This is a genomic window from Streptomyces megasporus (assembly GCF_000718985.1).
Classification (GTDB): domain Bacteria; phylum Actinomycetota; class Actinomycetes; order Streptomycetales; family Streptomycetaceae; genus Streptomyces; species Streptomyces megasporus.
The window spans coordinates 38,189-57,474 of sequence record NZ_JODL01000011.1 but is presented as its reverse complement, the minus strand read 5'-3'; the positions used below and the strand labels follow the sequence as shown (position 1 = coordinate 57,474).

Here is a 19,286-nt window from a genome sequence, read left to right as displayed (position 1 = left end):
TGCGTGCCACTAGGGGGAGTCTACGGGCAGCGGTGGCGGAAGCGACGGCGGATGCGTGGGGAGGGTGGGGAGAACGTGGGGCCGGCCCCGTCCCGAGGTATGAGATGCGTCACGTGCCCGGGTGGGGGAGGGCGGGGACGAGGGCGTCCCAGCGCGCGATCTCGCATCCGTCCGTCCGGTCGAAGGAGGCGTCCACCGGTGCGCCGCGCCACGTTCCGGTGACCCGCGCGACGGCCGAACCGCCGTACACCTGGGCGCACATGGACCCCTCGGGGACGGGTGCCCACGGGTCCCCGGCGCCCTTGGCGGCCCGGTCGATGGCGCCGCAGGCGGCGAGGGGGTCGGGGTGGCTGCCGCCGGCCGGGTGACATTCGAGCGTGTACGTCCGGGGAGCCCGCTCGGTTCCCTCGACGGCGGCACCGTCCCCGGTGACGGTGATGGTGAGTTGGTCCTGGTGGGCGGGCGGCACGATCGGTCTCGGCCAGGGCCAGGGACGGGCGGCGGCCGGCGCGGCGACGGCGGCCAGCACGGCGGCTCCGGCGAGGACGGCGGCGGTACGGCGCAGCATGGCGACTCCCGGAAGGTGGCGCACGGGTGGACCCGCGGGAGCGCGGGTCTCTTTCTCTCCCATCCCCCTCCAACGCGCGACGGTGCGCGCCGTTGCGCACCTCCACCCGCCCGCCTCACCACCGTCCTGCCACCGGCGGCAAAGGGCTTTGCTCGGGTGGCCGCCGGCCGGGTAACGTAGGTGGCGATTGGTGACAGCCCCCAGGCTGTGCCATCATCTGCACACGCGCCGCGGTACCGCGGCGCGTGAGGAGGCTTCGCCTAGTCTGGTCTATGGCGCCGCACTGCTAATGCGGTTTCGGGTTACCCCCGATCCCGGGTTCAAATCCCGGAGCCTCCGCTCGATCTCCGTGATCGACGAAGCCCCGACCCACAGGGTCGGGGCTTCGTCCGTTCCAGGGGCGCACGGGGGGCCGTCGAGGACGTCGACAGAGAGCCGCCAGGAGAGCCGTCAGGGAATTTCCGCAGGTCAGTCGGGGTGGGCCAAACGGATTTCGCCTCTGGGCGGAGGTCATGTAATGTTGTTCCCGCAACGACGGCCGGGCCGAAAGGGCCGGAAAGTCAAGCGCTCGTAGCTTAACGGATAGAGCATCTGACTACGGATCAGAAGGTTGCAGGTTCGAATCCTGCCGAGCGCGCACAGCTCAGAGCCCCGTTCCGATCATTCGGAGCGGGGTTTTCTCATGCCTCTACAGCCCCGTGCTCTGCGGCGGTGAGGTACGGCATCGGGCCGGGGGCGGCCCGATGGGCGGCCGTCGCGGCCCCGGCGCCACCGTTTTCGCGGTCAACCGATCCGCGGTGCGGAGGAGGGGCCTTGTTCCGCACCGCCGGCCGGGATGTGGGTGATCGCGAGGGCCGCGGCGTCGTCTTCGAGTGCTCTGGCGTGCCGGAACAGGGCGGCGAGCATGGTGTCCAGGACGACCGCGGGGTTCGGGGGGAGGGGACCGGTCAGCGGTGGGACGGGGTCGAAGAAGACGCCGTTCCGGTCACGGGCCTCGATGATGCCGTCGGTGAACATCACCAGTGTGGCGCCGGGGGCCACGCGAACCGGTCCACCGGGACTTCGGGCCCGGCCAGGTCGCCCATGCCCAGCGGCAGTGACGGTTCCTCCGGTTCCAGGGGGGTCGCCGTGCCCTCGTGGACCATCAGCGGCGCCGGATGGCCTCGGTTCGCCATGCGCAGCACGGAGTGGTCGGGGGAGACCTCGGCGATGACGGCGGTGACGAAGTCCTCGTACGCCGCGTCGGTCTGGCGGCTCTTGACGTCCTGCAACTGCACTTCCACACCGCGGACGATGTCGGCCAGGTCCGGCAGGTGGAGGGCCGCCGTGTGGAAGGAGCCGAGCAGGGTGTTCACCAGGGTCACCGCCTGCATGCCCTTGCCGCGGACATCGCCGATCATCATGCGGAGACCGTAGGGGGTGTCGTGGATCGCGTAGAGGTCGCCGCCGATCAGGGCTTCCTTCTGGGCGGCCTGGTACCGGGTGGCGACAGCCAGCCCTCGGACACGGTCGGGCATCACCGGCAGCACCGCGCGCTGGACGGCCTCCGCCACCTGGCGGGCCGTTCTCAACTGTTGCCGCTCGTGCGCGAACATCCGATTGAGGAACACCGCGACGACGGTCAGGACGCCGATGGTCACGAGTTCGAGCAAGAGCGGACGGTTGATGAAGTCCCCGCTCTGGTGAAGGGCCAGAAGCATCCCGATCAGGCCGGCCGTCACACCACTGGCGATCGTCCGGACCAGAGAGAGCATCGGTGCCGCGATCACGGGAGCGGCCGCCAGAAGGGGGAAGATGTTGACTTCCGGCCGGATGAGGTCGACGACGGCGGCGGTGAGGAGCACGGCGGCGGGCAGGAGTCGGGACCACCGTGTTCCCCTGGAGGCGCGCTCTTGCTGGTACCGCTCCATCCATGTGGTCCTCGGCTCGTCCCGTATCGATCTATTCCCCAGTTTCCGGTATGTCCCGGCCTGGAGCCACCGCTGGGGACCATTCGGTCCCCGTCGAGCGCGCGGTGACGAGAGGCTCGGTGTGAGGCCCTCGCCGTCCGCGCCTCCCCTCGGATAACCGCTTCCGGGGCGGGCCGGCCCTGTGCGAGGGTCGGCCGGTGAGTGTTTCCCGACGTGACCTGTTGCGCCGACAGTTCGAGCTGACCTGGTCCCTGTTCGAGTACCACCTGGAGCGGCTGGAGCCCGGCGACTTCCTCTGGGAGCCCGCGGCCCACTGTTGGACGGTGCGCCGGAACGCCGACGGCGTGTGGGTGCCGGACTGGGCGGAGACCGAGCCCGATCCCGTTCCGGTCCCCACCATCGGTTGGCTGAGTTGGCACATCGGCTGGTGGTGGAGCACGGCCGCCGACCACGCGCGGGGGCGGACGCCCCGGGAGCGGACCGAGATCGTCTGGCCGGGGGAGGGCGCGGCGGTCGTCGAGTGGTTGCGCGGTCTGCGCGAGGAGTGGGTGGCGGTGCTGGACCGGCTCACCGATGCCGAGCTGGACGCCACCGCCCCGTTCCCGTGGCGGGGCGACCCCGCCCACACCGTCGCCGACATGGTCGCCTGGGTGAACTCCGAACTGATGAAGAACGTCGCCGAGATCGGCCAGCTCCGGATGCTGCGTGCCGCGTCCCGGGAGCGTTCACGGGATGACGCCGGCCCATTGGAGGGGAGCCGCTGACCCATATCAGCGGTTTGTCGTACCGCGATGTTTCCCGTGAAACATCGCCCTCTGCGGGGTGGTCGATCGCGGGAGTTCCGGGAGGGGCGGTCGGTGCCCCGAGGCGCGGTGGGAGCGTCACCGAACGACCGGGAGCACGGAGAGGCCCCGGCGGGTTCGCCGGGGCCTCTCCGTGGGGGTGGGGTGTCGGTGCGCGGGTCAGGCCGAGGTCTTCTCCTCGGTGCCCGTGGTGCCCGTGGTGCCCGTGGTGCCCGTGGTGCCTGCGGCGCCTTCGGTGTCCTTGGTGTCGGTGGTGTCCTGCGGCACGTCGAGCACCGTCCGCAGCGGCACCTCCTTGACGAGGATCACCAGCACCAGGGCGATCACGGCGATCGGGGCGGCACAGAGGTAGATGTCGGCGATGCCGTGGCCGTACGCGCTCTCCACGACCGTGCGGACCGGGGCCGGGAGCGTGTCCAGGTCCGGGATGGCGCTGCCGCCGCCACCGGTCGCCCCGCCGGACGGGACACCGATCCGGGCCATGCCGTCGTCGACGTACTCGGTGATGCGGTGGGCGAGCACCGCGCCCAGTGCGGAGACGCCGACCGCGCCGCCGAGCGTACGGAAGAAGGCGAGCACGGAGCTGGCCGCTCCCAGCTCGGAGAGGGCGACCTGGTTCTGGGTGGCGAGGACCAGGTTCTGCATCATCATGCCGACGCCCGTGCCCAACAGCGCCATGAAGAGGGCGACCTGCCAGTACGGGGTGTCGTGCCGCATCGTGCCGAGCAGCCCGAGTCCGGCGGTCAGCAGTACGCCACCGGAGACCAGCCACATCTTCCAACGGCCGGTGCGGGTGATGATCCAGCCGGAGCCGGTGGAGGAGACGAACAGGCCGACGATCATCGGAATCGTCATCACGCCGGACATCGTCGGCGACTGGCCCCTGGCCAGTTGGAAGTACTGGCTGAGGAAGACGGTCGCGCCGAACATCGCGATGCCGACGAAGAGGGAGGCCAGCGCAGTGAGCGTGATGGTGCGGTTGCGGAAGAGACTCAGCGGGACGATCGGTTCGGCGGCGCGCGATTCGACGAGGACGAAGGCCGCGCCGAGGAGCAGCGAGGCACCCACCATCGTGTAGGTCTGCCAGGACAGCCAGGCGTAGCTGTCCCCGGCCAGCGTCACCCAGATCAACAGCAGCGAGACGGAGGCGGTGATGAGCGTGGCGCCCAGCCAGTCCACCGTGACGTCCTCCCGCTTGACCACCGGCAGGCGCAGCGTCCTGCGCAGCACGAGCAGCGCGATGATCGCGAAGGGCACGCCCACGTAGAAGCACCAGCGCCAGCCGAGCCAGGAGGTGTCGGTGATCACGCCGCCGAGCAGCGGCCCGCCCACGGTGGCCACGGCGAAGGTCGCGCCGATGTAGCCGCTGTACCGGCCCCGTTCACGCGGAGGGATCATCGCGGCGATGATGATCTGGGTCAGCGCGGCCAGGCCGCCCGCGCCCAGGCCCTGTACCGCCCGGAAGGCGATCAACGTGCCGATGTTCTGCGACAGGCCCGCGCCCGCGGAGGCCAGGACGAAGAGGACCAGGGCCATCTGTACCAGGGTCTTCTTGCTGTAGAGGTCGGCCATCTTGCCCCACAGCGGGGTGGAGGCGGTCATGGTCAACAGCGAGGCCGTCACCACCCAGGTGTAGGCGCTCTGGCCGCCACCCAGTTCCGAGATGATCTCGGGCAGGGCGTTGGAGACGACCGTCGACGCCAGGACCGAGACGAACATGCCGAGCAGCAGCCCGGAGAGCGCCTCCATGATCTGCCGGTGCGTCATGGTCGCCGGTTCGGCCCCCTGCGCGGTGCGGACGGGGGCGCCCTTCCGCAACTCCGATGGTATGGCCATACGCTCCTTGCTTCCTCTGCCTTCTCGTGGGCTTCTCGTGGGTGTCGCGTGGTGTCACGCCGTGGGGGGTGCTTCCGGTCCGGTCGTGCTCCGGGGGCCCCGACGGACGGAACCGTCCGTCGGGGCCCCCGGGCCCGAGGCCGTGCCCTCAGAGGGGCGTGGTACTGCGGAGGTGGCGCGGGTCGAGGTGCCGCTCGCACTCGCCGAGGTCGACACGTAGCCGGGCCAGGAGGTCGGCGAGGCGTGCCACGTCCTCCAGGGGCCAGTCGTCGAGACGGCGCGCGAGGGTCTGGGCGACACGCTCGTGCGTCTCGGCCAGCAGTCGTTCGCCGCTCTCGGTGAGCCGCATCAGCCGGGCCCGGCCGTCGAGGGGGTCGGGGCGACGGTCGACCCAGCCGCGGTCGACGGTGTGCGTGACGTGGCGGCTGGCGACGGACATGTCGACGCCCATCAGATCGGCGAGTTCGCTCATCCGCATCTCGCCGCGCCGCCCCAGCAGCATCAGCACGATCGCCGTCGCGGGCTGGCAGTCGTGGGGGAAGGAGCGGGCCAGCTCACGCCGGACGGCTCCGACGGAACCGAGTTGCCGGGCGAGCTCCCGGTACGGGTCTTCGGTCTGTGCCACCCGGCACCCCTCATGCTCCGGAAAGTTTATTGCCGAAAGCAAGCATATGTTTTGTTGGCAACCCCAAGCAACGGAGTCGGGTGTGGGGAAGCGAACAGTTGCCCAGGGACGGGTGTACCGGCGGCCGGACGATCGGGCGCGCCGGCCGCCCCGAGGGAGATTCGGAGGCGTGACCGGGGTGACCGGCCGGTACCCCGTTCGCTAGGGTCCATGACCATGGCTCACAACCCCCATGCACCCCAGGGCCCGGCCGGCAACCACGACCCGGCCGGAAGCACCCAGATGTTCCGCGCCTTCGTCGATGAGGAGGGGCCGCGCCCCACGGCCGCGACCTCGTCCTCCTCCGGCCCCAGGGTCGGTCTGATCATCGGGATCGTCGCGGTGGTCGCGGTCGTCGCCGCGGTCGCCTGGCTCGCACTCTCCTGACGGGTGTTCGGGCGGCGCCCGAACACCCGTGAACGAGGAGCGAGGCCGCGGAGACGAGAGCGCGGAACGGAACCACGGAGAACGAGACAGCCGCCGGCGGGGTTCCGTCCGGCGGCCGTCCTGTGTGGTCTCGTCCTTTCCGGGGCCGCGCCCGGGACGCTCCCCGGGCTCCCCTCCGAGCCGATCACTCCTCCGCGATGAGGCCCTCCCGGAGCTGCGCGAGCGTACGGGTCAGCAGCCGTGAGACGTGCATCTGCGAGATGCCCACCTGCTCGCCGATCTGCGACTGCGTCATGTTGCCGAAGAAACGCAGCATGATGATCTGCCGCTCGCGCGTCGGGAGCTTGGCGAGCAGCGGCTTGAGCGACTCGCGGTACTCCACCCCCTCCAGCGCGCTGTCCTCGTAGCCCAGACGGTCGGCGAGGGAGCCCTCGCCGCCCTCCTCCTCCGGGGAGGGGGAGTCCAGGGAGCTGGCCGTGTAGGCGTTGCCCACGGCCAGCCCGTCCACCACGTCCTCCTCGGACACCCCGAGCGCGGTGGCCAGTTCGGCCACCGTCGGGGAGCGGTCGAGCTTCTGCGACAGCTCGTCACTGGCCTTGGTGAGCGCCAGGCGCAGCTCCTGGAGGCGTCTGGGGACGCGCACGGACCAGGAGGTGTCCCGGAAGAAGCGCTTGATCTCACCGACGACCGTCGGCATCGCGAAGGTCGGGAACTCCACGCCGCGTTCGCAGTCGAAGCGGTCGATGGCCTTGATGAGCCCGATGGTGCCGACCTGGACGATGTCCTCCATCGGCTCGTTGCGGCTGCGGAACCGGGCCGCCGCGTAGCGCACGAGCGGGAGGTTCAGCTCGATCAGGGTGTCTCGGACGTAGGCGCGTTCCGGGCTGTTCTCGTCGAGGGAGGCGAGCCGTTGGAACAGGGAGCGGGAGAGGGTGCGGGTGTCGATGGCGTCGCAGTCTGAGGGAACGTACGGTGCGGCGTCGGCCTTGGTCTCGGACTCGGCGAGCACCTTCGAGCTGCCCAGTTCTACGGACATGCCACCCCCTTGAGGTCGCGGACGGGTCGCGGCGGCACCCTCGGACGCGAGGGAGGCACCTCTCGGTGGATACCGGCGGTGCCGTCGCGGCAAACGCAGTTCTTGCAGAATGTCACAAGTAGGCAACGCGACGTAGCCCCATGTCGATAAAACCGCACAGCTCGAGACGGGATGCGCCTGAACGAGTGTCACACGCAAGAGTTAGGAGTCGATGGGGTTTGCGGCACGCAGTCGGGCGAAGCTCCGCGACAGCAGACGGGACACGTGCATCTGCGAGACCCCCAGTTCCGCGCTGATCTGCGACTGCGTCAGGTTCCGGTAGTACCGCAGAAGCAGGATGCGCTGCTCTCGTTCGGGGAGTTGGACCAGCAGGTGCCGGACGAGGTCGCGGTGCTCCACGCCGTCCAGCGCCGGGTCCTCGTAGCCGAGCCGGTCGATCAGTCCGGGCATGCCGTCCTCGCGCTCCTGGGCGGCCTCCAGGGAGGTGGCGCGGTAGGCGCGACCGGCCTCCAGGCAGGCGAGGACGTCCTCCTCGCTGATCCGCAGCCGCTCGGCGATCTCGGCGGTGGTGGGGGAGCGGCCGTGCAGCACGGTCAGGTCCTCGGTGGCGCTGCTGACCTGCACCCACATCTCGTGAAGCCGCCGCGGCACGTGCACGGTGCGGACGTTGTCGCGGAAGTAGCGCCGGATCTCGCCGATGATCGTCGGCATCGCGAAGGTGGGGAACTGCACCCCGCGGTCGGGATCGAAGCGGTCGATCGCGTTGATCAGGCCGATGGTGCCGACCTGGACGATGTCCTCCATCGGCTCGTTGCGGCTGCGGAACCGGGCGGCGACGTAGCGGACGAGGGGGATGTTGGCCTCGATGAGGGCCCCGCGCACCCGGTCGTGCTCGGGAGTGCCGGACTCCAGGCCGGACAGCCGCTCGAAGAGCACCTGGGTCAGGGCGCGGGTCTCCGCGCTCCGACGGCTGGGGGCTGCCCCGGTGGGGGACTGGGGAAGGGTCTGCGTGGCCGCCACCGTTCGTCCAACCCCTTCGTGGTCGAGACTCGTCCGGCAAAAGCGGTCATAGCATCACAAGTTATGTGCACCGTGCGCAAGCACCGTGTAACTCCGTGTTGTTGCGGCCGGGCGCACGGCTGACGCCCGTCCGGGGCAGGGCGGGGTGCCGGGGAACCGATGTCCGCATCGGTGGTCTCCGTCGGAGGCCTCGGACGGTGGTCTCCGTCGGGGCGGGCCGGCCGTACACGTGGTCCGGCTCAGTTCACCAGTTCGGTCATGAAGGCGCCGACGCCCTTCGCGGCGCTGGATATGCCCTCGAAGCCGACGCCGACGAGCTCGGCGGACCGCTCGGGGGAGGTGATGATCGTGTACAGGATGAAGACGAGGAGTATGTAGAGCGCGACCTTCTTGACGTCCACGTAGTCCTGCCTCTCCCCGTACATTCCGCACAAGACCGTTCACGCGGTCGCGAGAGTCTATCGAGAGCGGTCCGGCAGTCCCAGGGGATCGGCGGGGATCGGCGCGGTCACGGAGTTCGAGAGGCCCGGTGGGGAGGGCGGAACCGGACGGAGACGACCAAGGACCCCCTCGATCGCGCTCGATCACGAGGAGGCCCTTCGTCCGCTGCGGTAGCGGTGGGATTTGAACCCACGGTGGAGTTGCCCCCACACTCGCTTTCGAGGCGAGCTCCTTCGGCCGCTCGGACACGCTACCGGGAGGAATCCTAGCCCACGGGAGGGCGTGCTCCGAAATCGGTATCCGGCCGGCGCGCGCTCCGCTCCTACGAGGCTCCTACGAGGTGCGCCGCGGCGTGCGGAAGAAGCTCGTCAGGAGCGCCGAGCACTCCCGCGCCAGCACCCCGGAGATCACCTCGGGCCGGTGGTTCAGCCGGCGGTCGCGCACGACGTCCCACAGTGAGCCCACCGCGCCCGCCTTCTCGTCCACCGCTCCGTACACCACCCGCTCCAGGCGGGACAGCACGATCGTGCCCGCGCACATCGTGCACGGCTCCAGCGTCACCACCAGCGTGCAGCCGGACAGCCGCCATTCCCCGACGGCGCGGGCCGCCTCGCGGATCGCGACGACCTCCGCGTGCGCCGTCGGGTCGCCGGTCGCCTCGCGTTCGTTCCGGCCGCGGCCCAGGACCGCGCCGTCCGGGCCCAGGACGACCGCGCCGACGGGGACGTCCCCGGTCCGCGGGGCTCGCGCGGCCTCCTCCAGGGCATGGCGCATCGCCGCCCGCCACGGGTCGCGCAGCGGGTCGGTCCCTTCGGTCTGTCCGGCTTCGGTCTGTCCGGTGGACGGTGGCTCGCTCATACGGCCAGTCTCCCCGCCCGCCGGCACGTCCCGCCGCACGGGTTACCGCACGGCTTCCAGCATGTCCGTGCAGCCGAGCGCGTCGGCGATCTCGCTCAGCGCGTCCTTCGAGGTCAACGAGAGCAGCACCTTCTCGTCCAGGCCGAAGTCGGCCAGCAGTTCGGCGTCGCCGACCGGCCCCGCCGGGAGCGCGTCGGCGCGGGCCGCTCCGTCCTCGTCCTCCTCGTCCCGTTCCGGCTCGCCGTCCTCCGTGCCGTCGAGGTCCACGAGCAGGTCGAGATCCTCCTGGTCGTCCGGTTCCCGGCCCAGGAGTTCGTCGGTGAGCAGGATCTCCCCGTACGAGCTGCGCGCGGCCGCGACGGCGTTCGAGACGAAGATGCGAGGATCGTCCTCGCCCTCCACGCGGACGACGCCGAACCACGCGCCCTCCTGTTCGATGCAGATCAGGACCGGTTCGTCGTCCTCCGCGGCCTCCCGGGCCAGGTCGGCGAGATCGGCCAAGGTCTCGACCTCGTCGAGTTCCGTGTCGCTCGCTTCCCACCCGTCTTCGGTGCGCGCGAGCAGTGCGGCGAAGTACACCGTGACTCTCCCACTGGTTTTCAGGTGCCCGAGTGCTGACGGGACCGCGCCCCGCCCAATCGGAATCGTGGCAGAAACCGGCGTCCGCCGAGAGGTCTTCGACCGTGCGTCGTGTGGGTGTTGCGGCGGACTACCAGCGGAATGTTCGCATCCGCATGGCTTGCCGCATGCGCGCGGCGCGGGCGCGGCGTGGCTGAACTCGTTCGCGCAGCGCCTTGGCCTCGTTCAGTTCGCGCAGGAAGACCGCCCGGCGACGACGTCGGTCCAGGTCGCTCTCGACGTACTCGGAACCCCCGGTGTCCGCGGGGTTCCCGGCGGCCCCCGGGTTCCCGGGACTCACGGCCTCCTCGGTCTCCCGGGGGGCCTCCCGAGGTTCGCCGTACCGCTTGGGGGACTCCCGGCGCTGCCCGAGGGCCTGGCGTTTGTGCCGGTCCTGGCGTATGGACGTCCGACGGGGGTCGGGCTTGTCGTCGTGCTGGTCCCTCGGTTCGGGCATGCGACCACACCTCCGGTCCTCCCTGTCCACTGTCCCCCGAAAGGACGCCAGTACGCCAGTGCGGGCCCGGATCGGGCCTCGGTTACTGTCGTGGCATGCGGATTCACGTCGTCGACCACCCGCTGGTGGCGCACAAACTCACCACGCTGCGCGACGAGCGCACCGACTCCCCCACCTTCCGGCGGCTCGCCGACGAGTTGGTGACGCTGCTGGCCTACGAGGCCACCAGGGACGTGCGCATCGAGCCGGTCGACATCACCACCCCGGTGACGGCGACGACGGGTGTCCGACTCTCCCACCCGCGTCCGCTGGTGGTGCCGATCCTGCGGGCCGGGCTGGGCATGCTCGACGGGATGGTGCGGCTGCTGCCGACGGCCGAGGTCGGCTTCCTCGGCATGATCCGCGACGAGCGGACGCTCCAGGCCTCCACGTACGCCACCCGGATGCCGGACGACCTCTCCGGACGCCAGGTGTACGTCCTGGACCCGATGCTGGCCACCGGGGGCACGCTGGTGGCGGCGATCAAGGAGCTGATCCGGCGCGGCGCCGACGACGTCACGGCGCTCTGCCTGCTGGCGGCGCCCGAGGGCGTGGAGCTGATGGAGCGCGAGTTGGAGGGCAGGCCGGTCACCGTGGTGACCGCCGCGGTCGACGAGCGACTCGACGAGGACGGCTACATCGTCCCGGGCCTGGGCGACGCGGGCGACCGCATGTACGGGACGGCGGGTTGACGGAACCGGGCCGGGCGGTCCCGTTCCGCCCCGGACCGCCCGCTCAGCAGGTCGAGGGGGACGGCGAGGGGGACGGACTGGCGAGGGCCGCCATGGCCTCGCGCACGTCCTTCTCCTTCGCCAGGCCCGTGAACGCCTTGCCGATCACCAGGTCGATCTCTCCGCCCTTGCGGTCGACCTCCTTGATCCGTGCCTGGGGGAGCTGGGTGTGGAGGACGTCGAACGCGCCGGTGCGGTGCGCGGCGGGCGGCCCCATGAGGAGCCCGGCCTCCTTCACCTTCTTGTCCAGGGACGCCGGGGCGTTGGCCACCTCGCCGATGGTGAAGCCGCGCTTCTTCAGCGCGTCCGCGGTGTCCTTGGCCAGGCCGCTGCGGGTGGTGGCGTTGTAGACGTTGACGGTGATGGCGGACGGCTTGGGGAGCGCGTCGGCGGTGGGCTTCGCGGAGGACTCGGCGCTCTTGGCGTCCTGACCCCGGGGGGCTTCGCCGGGCTCGCAGGCTCGTCCCTCGGCGGCGGCGCGCACCGTGGTGTCGCCGCCGGTGAAGACGTCGACGAGTTGGACCGTCCCCCAGGAGAGAACTCCGAGGCCGGTGGTCACCGCCAGGGCGGTGACGACGATCCTGCGGCGCCTGCGCGGGCGACGCATGCGCGGGTAGCCCTTACCCGTGATGCGGTACTTTCCGCCCATGCCGGGGGGAGTGAGCATGCTCATGGGCGCAGCGTAGTGCGATAACGCCGCAATGCCTACTAAATGATCAACGCCCGTACCGCGGTCGGCCCCGAAAGGGCCAACGGGGCCGCCGCGAAGGGGCCGCGGGGTCGCGGCCGTCAGTCGAGTTCGAGCACGCGGGCGTGCAGCACCTGCCGCTGCTGGAGGGCCGCCCGTACGGCGCGGTGCAGACCGTCCTCCAGGTAGAGGTCGCCGTTCCACTTCACCACGTGTGCGAACAGGTCGCCGTAGAACGTGGAGTCCTCGGCGAGGAGGGTCTCCAGGTCGAGCTGTCCCTTGGTGGTGACGAGCTGGTCAAGACGCACCGGCCGTGGGGCGACGTCCGCCCACTGGCGGGTGCTCTCCCGGCCGTGGTCGGGGTAGGGCCGCCCGTTTCCGATTCGCTTGAAGATCACACGGAAAGCCTACCGGGCCGGCGCCACCGGGCGCAGCCTCCCGTCGTCGGAGCGAGTCGGGGTCCCCGTCCGCCGCGTACGGCGCGTCCCCGGACACGCCGCGCGGCCCGCCCGGATGGACCGGACGGGCCGCGCGGAACGGGTCGAGCAGCCGGATCAGGAGGTGGGCCTGTGGTCGTGGTCGTGCAGACCGCCGCCACTGCCCGCCGTGCCCTTGGTGGACTCGAACGGCACCTCGTCGTCGAGGGAGCCGGTGTCCCAGGCGTAGGTGCCGACGGCGTTGGCGATCACGTCGACGTTGATGTCGAGCGCCTTCACGCTGACGTTGCCCAGGTCGTCGCACTTCAGGTGGTAGCACTCGTCGTACGCGGCCCCGGCCTTGCCGCCCCACAGGGCGGCCTCCTCCGCCGTCTTGACGCCCTCGGCGCCGGTGAAGGTGCCGCCGGAGGGGATGCCGACCTCGATGAACGGGCCGTAGTCGGAGCGGCCGGTGAAGTCGGTGCCCCGCGGCTCGTGGCCCTGCGACCGCATGAAGGTGTTGATCGCGTGCTCCAACTGCGCCGAGCCCTCGGGGCCCGGACCGGCGCCGACGCCGTCGGAGTCGTCGCCGTCGTAGACGAACAGGCCGTAGTTCGGAGAGGCGATCATGTCGAAGTTCAGGTAGAGGGCGATCTTGTCGCGCTCGGCCTGGGAGAGGTTCGCCACGTAGTGCTCGGCGCCCTGGAGACCGAGCTCCTCGGCGGACCACAGGGCGAAGCGCACCTTGTTGGTGTGCTTGCCCTTCTTGTCGGCCTTGGCGAGCTGGAGGGCGGCCTCCAGGATGCCGGCGGAACCGGAGGCGTTGTCGTTGATGCCGGGGCCCTCGGTGACGGAGTCCAGGTGGGCGCCGAACATCACGACGTTGTCCGGGTCGCCGCCGCGGGTCTCGGCGATGACGTTGGGGGTGGTGCGGGTCTCCTGGAGCTCGCGGACCTCCAGGTTGACGGTGACGGTGCCCTGGGCGACCTTGGCGGCCAGCGCCTCGCCGTGCTCCTTGCTCAGTCCCCCGGTGGGGATGCGGCCCGCGGCGGCGTCGCCGAGGGTGCCGTTGAGCTCCCCGTCGACGTTGTTGTAGATGATGGCGCCGACCGCGCCGGCGTCGGCGGCGGCGGCCTGCTTCTCGGCGAAGGTGCAGCCGCCGCGCTGGATCAGCGCGATCTTGCCGGTGAAGTCGTCGGACGCGAAGTCCTCGGCGGTGCAGCCGGTGGTGCCGTCGGCGTCCACGGGCACGGCCGCGACGGCGGCCTCGGTGCCGCCCTCGGGGGTGCTCCTGGTGTACGTCATCACCTTGATCGGCAGCTCGGCGCGCTCGGGCGTGAGGACGGTCAGCCTCTCGGCGAGGGTCTCGGTGTAGACGAAGTCGAAGTGCTGGTACGTGACCTTGTAACCGGCGAGATCGAGCAGCGTGCCCGCGTACTTCGCGGACCAGGTGTGGCCCTCGGCGCCGGCGGCGCGGTTGCCGTCCTTGAGCTTGGCGATCTGCTGGAACGCCCGCAGGTGCATCATGGCGCCCTCGGCACTGGTCTGCCGGACCAGCTTCCTCGCCAGTTGCTCCCCCTTCTTGCCCGGGTCGGGGGCCGCCGAGGCGGGCGTGGCGGACGCGACGAGCAGCAGGGGGCCTGCGAGCGAGGCGGCAGCGGCGGCCGCGATGACTCTGCGCTTCCTGCCTCTGTGGTGAGGTGCGTGCACGGGAGGTTCCTTCCGGTGCGGACAGCTGGGACAGGGCTGTTCGACGTGGGGGATCGCGTGTCCGGGTTACGGACGCGGTGGAAGGGAAGGTAGCGATCTGACGGCCCGGAGGGAATGAGTCGGCGACAACTGGCCCGATTTGGGCCACGTCAACCGCCCGCACGGTGAGGCCAAACCCGTCCTTTCTCGGGAAGTCGGACCCGTACGGCCACCGCCCGCCCGCGCCCGCCCGCTCGCCTACCGAGGGAAGTACCGGTCGATCAGCTCGTTGCGGAACGTGCCCTTCGGGTCGAACCGCTCCAGCAGGGCGCGGAAGTCCTCCAGCCGCTCGTAGGAGGCGCTTGTCGCCTCCGGCGCGATGGAGGAGAGCTTCCCCCAGTGGGGTCGGACGTCGAAGGGGGCCAGTGCCGCCTCGACGCGGGGCAGCACACCGGCGACGGCGCGGGCGTCGGAGGTCCAGGTGAAGTGGAAGGCGACGCTGTCCCGGCCGTGCGCGGGGCTGAGCCAGTGCGGATCGGCGGCCACGGTGCGCACCTCGGACACCCGCAGGACGGGGGCGAGCAACGGTCCGAGTTCGACCAGCGCGGCGGCGGCCTCGGCGGCCCGCTCGGCGGGCACGAAGTACTCCGACTGCAACTCGTCCCCGACGCTGGGCACGAAACCGGCGCGGAAGTGCGGAAGCCGCTCGTCCCACGGACCGGGCACCCCCGACTGCTCGGTGGCGTTGGCCGTGGGCATCCCCTCGATGGGATGGCGCGGCCCGTCGGCGGGACGGGTGCCGGACAGCAGGGTCGGGTCGGGCGGCGGGTCGCCGACCCGGCGCTTGACCCACACCCGCGCCGGGCCGGACCAGTCGGTGAAGACGCTGACGCTGTACGCGACGCCCAGCACGCCGGTGAGGTCCTCCGGGAAGGCCGGCCACGCGAGCCCCTCGTGGACGTACTGCTCGACCTCGAACGTCGGGCACGTCTCCAGGGTGAGGGCGGTGACGACGCCCAGGGAGCCGAGCGAGACCACGGTCCCCTCGAAGTGGTCGTCGGTCCCGCGCGAGACGGTGACCGTCTCCCCGTCCGCGGTGACCAGTTCCACGGACCGCACGGCGGCGGCCAGCGTGCCGCCGGTGTGCCCCGAACCGTGCGTGCCGGTGGCGTACGCCCCGGCGAGGGTGAAGTGCGGGGTGGACGGCAGGTTAGGCAGGGCCAGGCCGTGCCGCCGCAGCACCGGGCACAGCTCGGCGAACCGGGTGGCGGCGCCGACCCGGACCGTCCCGTTCGCGGAGTCCACCTCGACGGCGCGGGGCAGACCGTCGAGGACCACCAGGTCGCCCGTGGTGTCGGCGATCCGGTTGAAGGAGTGCCCCGAGCCCAGCACCCGGACGCGGTCGCCCGTCGCGACGATCTCCCGGAACTCCTCGAACGTCGTCGGGCGGCGCAGGGCACGCGCGGCGAACTCGACGTTCCCCGCCCAGTTGGTCGGTTTCGCGGCCATGGCGTCTCCCCACTCTCCCCGGTCCGTCGGCCGTGCGAGCGTACGCCGGCGGGCCGACGGCACCCGCCGGCCGCCCCCGGAGGAAGCGCCTCCAAAGAAACGTGGAGCGCTCCCCGTTTCCGGTGCTACAGTCGCTTCTATAAATGGGGAGCGGTCCCCGTTTGAGTGGCCCGTCCGGTGCCGAGCGTGGCCGTGGGGCACCGGACGGAGGAGTGCGCGGGCAGACGCGGACGCGAGCGCGGGCGCGGTTCGGGACGGCGGGAGGGAACGGCATGGCGGACAGGGCCCTGGTGCTGGGCGGCGGCGGGTTCACCGGCGGGGCGTGGGAGATCGGCGTGCTGGCCGGCCTGGCCGACGCCGGAGTGGATCTCACCGACGCCGACCTGGTGGTCGGCACGTCGGCGGGCGCGATCATGGGCGCGCGGGTCGCGGCGGGGACGCCCCTGGAGGAGCTCTACGAGGACCAGACGACCCTCCGCGGGGACGAGCCCGTCCTGAGAGTCCCGCCCACCGTGACGCTGAGGTTCCTGTGGGCGATGCTCCTCTCCCGCACCCCGGAGGCGACGGCGCGACGGCTGGGCCGGATGGCGCTCGCCGCCCGCACCGTCCCGGAGGAGGAGGCGCTGGAGGCCGTCGGCACGCTGATGCCGGTGCGGGAGTGGCCCGACCGTCCGCTGCGCCTGGCCGCGGTGGACGCGCGCACCGGCGAGCCGGCGGCCCTCCACGCCGGCAGCGGCGTCGACCTGCTCCGGGCGGTCGCCGCGAGCTGCGCGCTGCCGGGGGTGTGGCCGCCGATCGCCGTCGGCGGGCGGCGGTGGATCGACGGCGGCGTGCGATCCACCACCAACGCCGACCTCGCGCGCGGCCACGGACGGGTCGTGGTGCTCGCCCCGATCCCCAAGGGGCCGGGCGGCGTGGGCGCGGCCCGACACGCCGCTGAGCTGAGGGCGGACGGCACGGAGGTCGCCCTGCTCACGCCGGACGCCGCCGCGCGCCGCGCGTTCGGCCGCGACGCCCTCGACCCCGTGCGCAGGGCGGCCTGCGCACGCGCGGGACGTGCGCAGGCCGCCGCGTACGCCGAGGCCGTGGCCGAGGTGTGGCACGACTGAGCGCCGCACCCCGACCGGACGGCCACCGGTCACCGATTACCGGCCACCGGCTACCGACTACCGGCGGCCGGGGACGGGCACCCGCGACCAGTCGGTGTCCGCGCCCAGATGGAAGCTCGGGTACGCGGGCTGGTTGTACGTCGTCTGCTGCCGGGCGATCTCGACCCGGTACTGGGGGTCGTGCATCAGCGTGTACAGCTTGTGCTCGGTGAGCTCGGTGCTGATGTACATCCGCACCGCCGTGCTGTCCGCCGTGCGCACCAGCAGCTCCTCGCGCCAGTCGCCCAGGACGTCGGCCACCAGGGACGGGTTGCCCTTGGTGCCGTTGTTGGTGCGGGTGCCCTCGGCGGTCAGCAGCGTGCCGCGCCGCCAGTCGTCGACGGTCGGTGTCGCCTCGCCCGCGCCGTTCACGATCTGCGTGGTCAGGTCCGCGGACCAGCGGACGCTCATGTTGGTGCCGGGCGTGGCGCTTCCGAGCCGCAGCCCGTCCGCGCTCCACAGGCCGACGCCGTTGGACCCCCAGGTCTCCAGTCCGGGGCGGGTCGGGTCGATGTCGCCGACCATGCCGCGTCCGGTGTCCACGCCCGTGTAGCCGCCGTACAGCACCTCGCCGGTGGCGGCGTCGCGCAGCGCGTGGCCGTAGGGCGCCGAGGAGCCGCCCTCGTGGACGGTGAAGATCTCCATGCCGGGCCGGTTCGGGTCGATGTCGGCGACGTGCATGGCGTCGCCGTGGCCGAGGCGCACGGCCTGCCCCGGCACCGCGCTCTCGGGCGGGCCCTCGGCGAACGAGCTGTACAGCAGGCTGCCGTCGTCGTCGATGGTGGCGGCGCCGTAGACGATCTCCTGGCGTCCGTCGCCGTCCACGTCCGCCGCGCTGAGCGAGTGGAAGCCCTGCGTGGTGAGGGTGCCGTACTCGGGATCGGTGCCGTCCACGCCGTGGGGACCGTCGTCGAACGGGTTGTCCATGGGCGTCCAGCCGCTGTCGACGTACCAGTCGCGCTTCAGACGCTTGCCGTCCCAGCGGTAGGCGACGAGGGTGGCGCGCGTGTAGTAGCCGCGGGCGAAGACGGCCGAGGGGTGCTCGCCGTCCAGGTAGGCCACGCCGGACAGGAAGCGGTCGACGCGGTTGCCCGGCTCGATGCGGCTCATGGCGTAGTCGCCCCACATCAGACCGTCGTCGTGCCGTCCGGGCTGGTAGCGGACGGTCTGGAGTTCGCGGCCGGTGGCGCCGTCGAAGACCGTCAGGTACTCGGGGCCGGTGAGGACGAAGCCCTCGAAGGCACGCAGGTTGTTGCGGGCGCTGCGGCTCGGCGCGTAGACGTCGAGGAAGTGGTCGGCGAGGTCCTCGGCGGCGGCGCGGGAGAGCGGGTACGTGTGGCGCCGCTCGATGCCGAACGCCTCCTCCAGGGTGGCGGGCCAGTTCCCGGCCACCACCTCGGGGTGCTCGTGCCAGCCGCGGAACATGTCCACGAGGTGCTCGCGGTAGTCCTCGGCGCTCATCCGGTGGTCGTCCCGGTGGGAGTGCCCGGCCTTCACGTCCGCGCGCGGCATGGTGACGTACCGTTCGGAGACGACGCGGCCCCGCTTGTCGTAGCGGATGGTCTTCGTGCCGGGCGCGGTCTTGAACATCATCTCCGAGCGGCCGTCGCCGTCGAAGTCGTAGACGAGGAACTGCGTGTAGTGGGCGCCCGCGCGGATGTTGACGCCCAGGTCGACGCGGTGCAGGAGGGTGCCGTCGAGGCGGTAGGTGTCGATGTAGACGTTGCCGGTGTAGCCCACCTGCGAGACATCCTTGGAGTTGGACGGGTCCCACTTGACGACGTACTCGTACCGGCCGTCGCCGTCGACGTCGCCGACGCTCATGTCGTTGGCCGAGTAGGTGTACTTCTCGCCCGCCGGCGTGACGCCGTCCGCGGGTTTCCTCAGCGGCAGTTCGACGTACGCCTCGGAGCGGGGGGTGACGGCGGCGCTGCGGTCGGTCTCCTTCCCGCGGACGACGGCGGCGACGCGGTACTCGGCGCCGGCGGGGGCGTTCCGGTCGAGGAAGTTGGTGCTGTCGGTGACGGTGGCGATCCGCTTCCCGTCGCGGTAGACGCGGAAGTCCGCGCCGGCCATGCCGCTGGCGGTGTGGCCGGTGACCTCGTGGCCGAGCAGTCGCCAGCTCAGGAAGACGCCCTCGTCGGTGGAGACGGCCACGAGGCCGCGGTCGAGGCGTTCGAGGCGGATGCCGGACGAGCCCTTGCCGCGGTCGCCGCGGGGCGTCCCGTCGGCCTGGGCGGCCGGGGCGCCGAGCGCCAGCAGCCCGGCCACCGCCGCGGCCAGCAGCGCGGTCGGTCTCCGTCGGCGTCGGACTTCGAAGGTCTTTCCACGTTTCGCCGTGGGTGTCATCGCGCGGCCCTCTCCCACTCTCGGTCCCCGCCCCGGACGGCCGGGACAACCGGGTTGATACGTTTCAATTGATTCGTTTCAAAGAGCGGGCGCGACAGTAGGCCCCCCGGGGTGCCCCG

General features: G+C 71.5%; 17 protein-coding genes, 3 tRNA genes and 2 pseudogenes. 6 read left to right on the top strand and 16 right to left on the bottom strand.

Annotated features, from left to right (window positions below):
* Positions 1-109: 109 nt before the first annotated feature.
* Entirely contained in the window at positions 110-568 is a 459-nt protein-coding gene (locus IF47_RS0111765) for an SSI family serine proteinase inhibitor (RefSeq protein WP_031508628.1), read from the bottom strand.
* A gap of 249 nt (positions 569-817) precedes the next feature.
* On the opposite strand from IF47_RS0111765, the gene IF47_RS0111760 reads away from it, so the two are divergent.
* Together IF47_RS0111760 and IF47_RS0111755 are read left to right on the top strand one after the other, a co-directional pair.
* Positions 818-907: transfer RNA gene (locus IF47_RS0111760), tRNA-Ser, on the top strand.
* Positions 908-1,132: 225 nt separating this feature from the next.
* Positions 1,133-1,205: transfer RNA gene (locus tag IF47_RS0111755), tRNA-Arg, on the top strand.
* A gap of 146 nt (positions 1,206-1,351) precedes the next feature.
* Here IF47_RS0111755 and IF47_RS32005 read toward each other — a convergent pair.
* Positions 1,352-1,941 (bottom strand): annotated as a pseudogene (locus IF47_RS32005) (PP2C family protein-serine/threonine phosphatase).
* A gap of 734 nt (positions 1,942-2,675) precedes the next feature.
* On the opposite strand from IF47_RS32005, the gene IF47_RS0111745 reads away from it, so the two are divergent.
* Positions 2,676-3,242, top strand: coding sequence for a DinB family protein (locus IF47_RS0111745; protein ID WP_051717489.1), 567 nt, complete (start codon positions 2,676-2,678; stop codon positions 3,240-3,242).
* Positions 3,243-3,557: 315 nt separating this feature from the next.
* On the opposite strand, the pseudogene IF47_RS0111740 reads toward IF47_RS0111745, so the two are convergent.
* Both IF47_RS0111740 and IF47_RS0111735 read right to left on the bottom strand, forming a co-directional pair.
* Positions 3,558-5,048, bottom strand: a pseudogene (locus IF47_RS0111740) (MDR family MFS transporter); the annotation flags it as partial.
* 217 nt (positions 5,049-5,265) lie between these two features.
* The gene (locus IF47_RS0111735) at positions 5,266-5,742 is read right to left on the bottom strand and encodes a MarR family winged helix-turn-helix transcriptional regulator (RefSeq protein ID WP_051717487.1); all 477 of its coding nucleotides are present in this window, start codon (positions 5,740-5,742) and stop codon (positions 5,266-5,268) included.
* A 216-nt stretch (positions 5,743-5,958) separates the two neighbouring features.
* Between IF47_RS0111735 and IF47_RS0111730 the strand changes: the two genes are divergently transcribed.
* Positions 5,959-6,168, top strand: a complete 210-nt coding sequence (locus IF47_RS0111730; RefSeq protein WP_031508622.1) for a hypothetical protein — start codon at positions 5,959-5,961, stop codon at positions 6,166-6,168.
* Positions 6,169-6,352: 184 nt separating this feature from the next.
* On the opposite strand, the gene IF47_RS0111725 is transcribed toward IF47_RS0111730, so the two are convergent.
* The 7 genes from IF47_RS0111725 to IF47_RS31475 form a co-directional block, all read right to left on the bottom strand.
* Positions 6,353-7,204 carry an RNA polymerase sigma factor SigF gene (locus tag IF47_RS0111725; RefSeq protein WP_031508621.1) on the bottom strand — a complete coding sequence of 284 codons (852 nt, stop codon included), beginning with the start codon at positions 7,202-7,204 and terminating at the stop codon, positions 6,353-6,355.
* 201 nt (positions 7,205-7,405) lie between these two features.
* Positions 7,406-8,224, bottom strand: a complete 819-nt coding sequence (locus IF47_RS0111720) for an RNA polymerase sigma factor SigF (RefSeq protein ID WP_078591747.1) — start codon at positions 8,222-8,224, stop codon at positions 7,406-7,408.
* 239 nt (positions 8,225-8,463) lie between these two features.
* Positions 8,464-8,649 (bottom strand): hypothetical protein, encoded by a 186-nt coding sequence (locus IF47_RS0111715; protein WP_031508618.1) that lies wholly within the window; start codon positions 8,647-8,649, stop codon positions 8,464-8,466.
* 184 nt (positions 8,650-8,833) lie between these two features.
* Positions 8,834-8,920: transfer RNA gene (locus IF47_RS0111710), tRNA-Ser, on the bottom strand.
* 78 nt (positions 8,921-8,998) lie between these two features.
* Positions 8,999-9,523 carry a tRNA adenosine(34) deaminase TadA gene (gene tadA / locus IF47_RS0111705; protein WP_051717485.1) on the bottom strand — a complete coding sequence of 175 codons (525 nt, stop codon included), beginning with the start codon at positions 9,521-9,523 and terminating at the stop codon, positions 8,999-9,001.
* A 42-nt stretch (positions 9,524-9,565) separates the two neighbouring features.
* Positions 9,566-10,102: a tRNA adenosine deaminase-associated protein gene (locus tag IF47_RS0111700; protein WP_031508616.1), complete on the bottom strand. Its 537-nt coding sequence runs from the start codon at positions 10,100-10,102 to the stop codon at positions 9,566-9,568.
* A gap of 130 nt (positions 10,103-10,232) precedes the next feature.
* Positions 10,233-10,544: a hypothetical protein gene (locus IF47_RS31475; protein WP_031508615.1), complete on the bottom strand. Its 312-nt coding sequence runs from the start codon at positions 10,542-10,544 to the stop codon at positions 10,233-10,235.
* Positions 10,545-10,693: 149 nt separating this feature from the next.
* On the opposite strand from IF47_RS31475, the gene upp reads away from it, so the two are divergent.
* Positions 10,694-11,329: a uracil phosphoribosyltransferase gene (gene upp / locus IF47_RS0111690; RefSeq protein WP_031508614.1), complete on the top strand. Its 636-nt coding sequence runs from the start codon at positions 10,694-10,696 to the stop codon at positions 11,327-11,329.
* Between the two features lie 43 nt (positions 11,330-11,372).
* Here the strand turns inward: upp and IF47_RS0111685 are convergent, their stop codons facing one another.
* The 4 genes from IF47_RS0111685 to IF47_RS0111670 all read right to left on the bottom strand — a co-directional run bounded on the left by IF47_RS0111685 (position 11,373) and on the right by IF47_RS0111670 (position 15,670).
* Positions 11,373-12,041, bottom strand: a complete 669-nt coding sequence (locus tag IF47_RS0111685; RefSeq protein WP_078591745.1) for a LytR C-terminal domain-containing protein — start codon at positions 12,039-12,041, stop codon at positions 11,373-11,375.
* A 116-nt stretch (positions 12,042-12,157) separates the two neighbouring features.
* Positions 12,158-12,454 carry a type II toxin-antitoxin system VapB family antitoxin gene (locus tag IF47_RS0111680; RefSeq protein WP_031508611.1) on the bottom strand — a complete coding sequence of 99 codons (297 nt, stop codon included), beginning with the start codon at positions 12,452-12,454 and terminating at the stop codon, positions 12,158-12,160.
* Positions 12,455-12,610: 156 nt separating this feature from the next.
* The gene (locus IF47_RS0111675; RefSeq protein ID WP_245641087.1) at positions 12,611-14,182 is read right to left on the bottom strand and encodes a M28 family metallopeptidase; all 1,572 of its coding nucleotides are present in this window, start codon (positions 14,180-14,182) and stop codon (positions 12,611-12,613) included.
* A gap of 237 nt (positions 14,183-14,419) precedes the next feature.
* Positions 14,420-15,670: an FAD-binding protein gene (locus tag IF47_RS0111670; protein ID WP_031508609.1), complete on the bottom strand. Its 1,251-nt coding sequence runs from the start codon at positions 15,668-15,670 to the stop codon at positions 14,420-14,422.
* Positions 15,671-15,942: 272 nt separating this feature from the next.
* Here IF47_RS0111670 and IF47_RS0111665 point away from each other — a divergent pair, with 272 nt between their 5' ends.
* On the top strand, positions 15,943-16,779 hold the full coding sequence (locus tag IF47_RS0111665) for a patatin-like phospholipase family protein (RefSeq protein ID WP_031508608.1): 837 nt from the start codon (positions 15,943-15,945) through the stop codon (positions 16,777-16,779).
* Between the two features lie 57 nt (positions 16,780-16,836).
* Here the strand turns inward: IF47_RS0111665 and IF47_RS0111660 are convergent, their stop codons facing one another.
* Positions 16,837-19,167 carry a rhamnogalacturonan lyase gene (locus IF47_RS0111660; RefSeq protein ID WP_037732430.1) on the bottom strand — a complete coding sequence of 777 codons (2,331 nt, stop codon included), beginning with the start codon at positions 19,165-19,167 and terminating at the stop codon, positions 16,837-16,839.
* Positions 19,168-19,286 lie beyond the last annotated feature (119 nt).

Excerpts from the sequence above, each read along its gene's own strand:
- IF47_RS0111765 (WP_031508628.1), bottom strand. The coding sequence starts at position 568 with ATGCTGCGCCGTACCGCCGCCGTCCTCGCCGGAGCCGCCGTGCTGGCC.
- IF47_RS0111730 (WP_031508622.1), top strand. The coding sequence starts at position 5,959 with ATGGCTCACAACCCCCATGCACCCCAGGGCCCGGCCGGCAACCACGAC.
- IF47_RS0111725 (WP_031508621.1), bottom strand. The coding sequence starts at position 7,204 with ATGTCCGTAGAACTGGGCAGCTCGAAGGTGCTCGCCGAGTCCGAGACC.
- IF47_RS0111715 (WP_031508618.1), bottom strand. The coding sequence starts at position 8,649 with ATGTACGGGGAGAGGCAGGACTACGTGGACGTCAAGAAGGTCGCGCTC.
- tadA (WP_051717485.1), bottom strand. The coding sequence starts at position 9,523 with ATGAGCGAGCCACCGTCCACCGGACAGACCGAAGCCGGACAGACCGAA.
- upp (WP_031508614.1), top strand. The coding sequence starts at position 10,694 with ATGCGGATTCACGTCGTCGACCACCCGCTGGTGGCGCACAAACTCACC.
- IF47_RS0111685 (WP_078591745.1), bottom strand. The coding sequence starts at position 12,041 with ATGAGCATGCTCACTCCCCCCGGCATGGGCGGAAAGTACCGCATCACG.
- IF47_RS0111670 (WP_031508609.1), bottom strand. The coding sequence starts at position 15,670 with ATGGCCGCGAAACCGACCAACTGGGCGGGGAACGTCGAGTTCGCCGCG.
- IF47_RS0111665 (WP_031508608.1), top strand. The coding sequence starts at position 15,943 with ATGGCGGACAGGGCCCTGGTGCTGGGCGGCGGCGGGTTCACCGGCGGG.
- IF47_RS0111660 (WP_037732430.1), bottom strand. The coding sequence starts at position 19,167 with ATGACACCCACGGCGAAACGTGGAAAGACCTTCGAAGTCCGACGCCGA.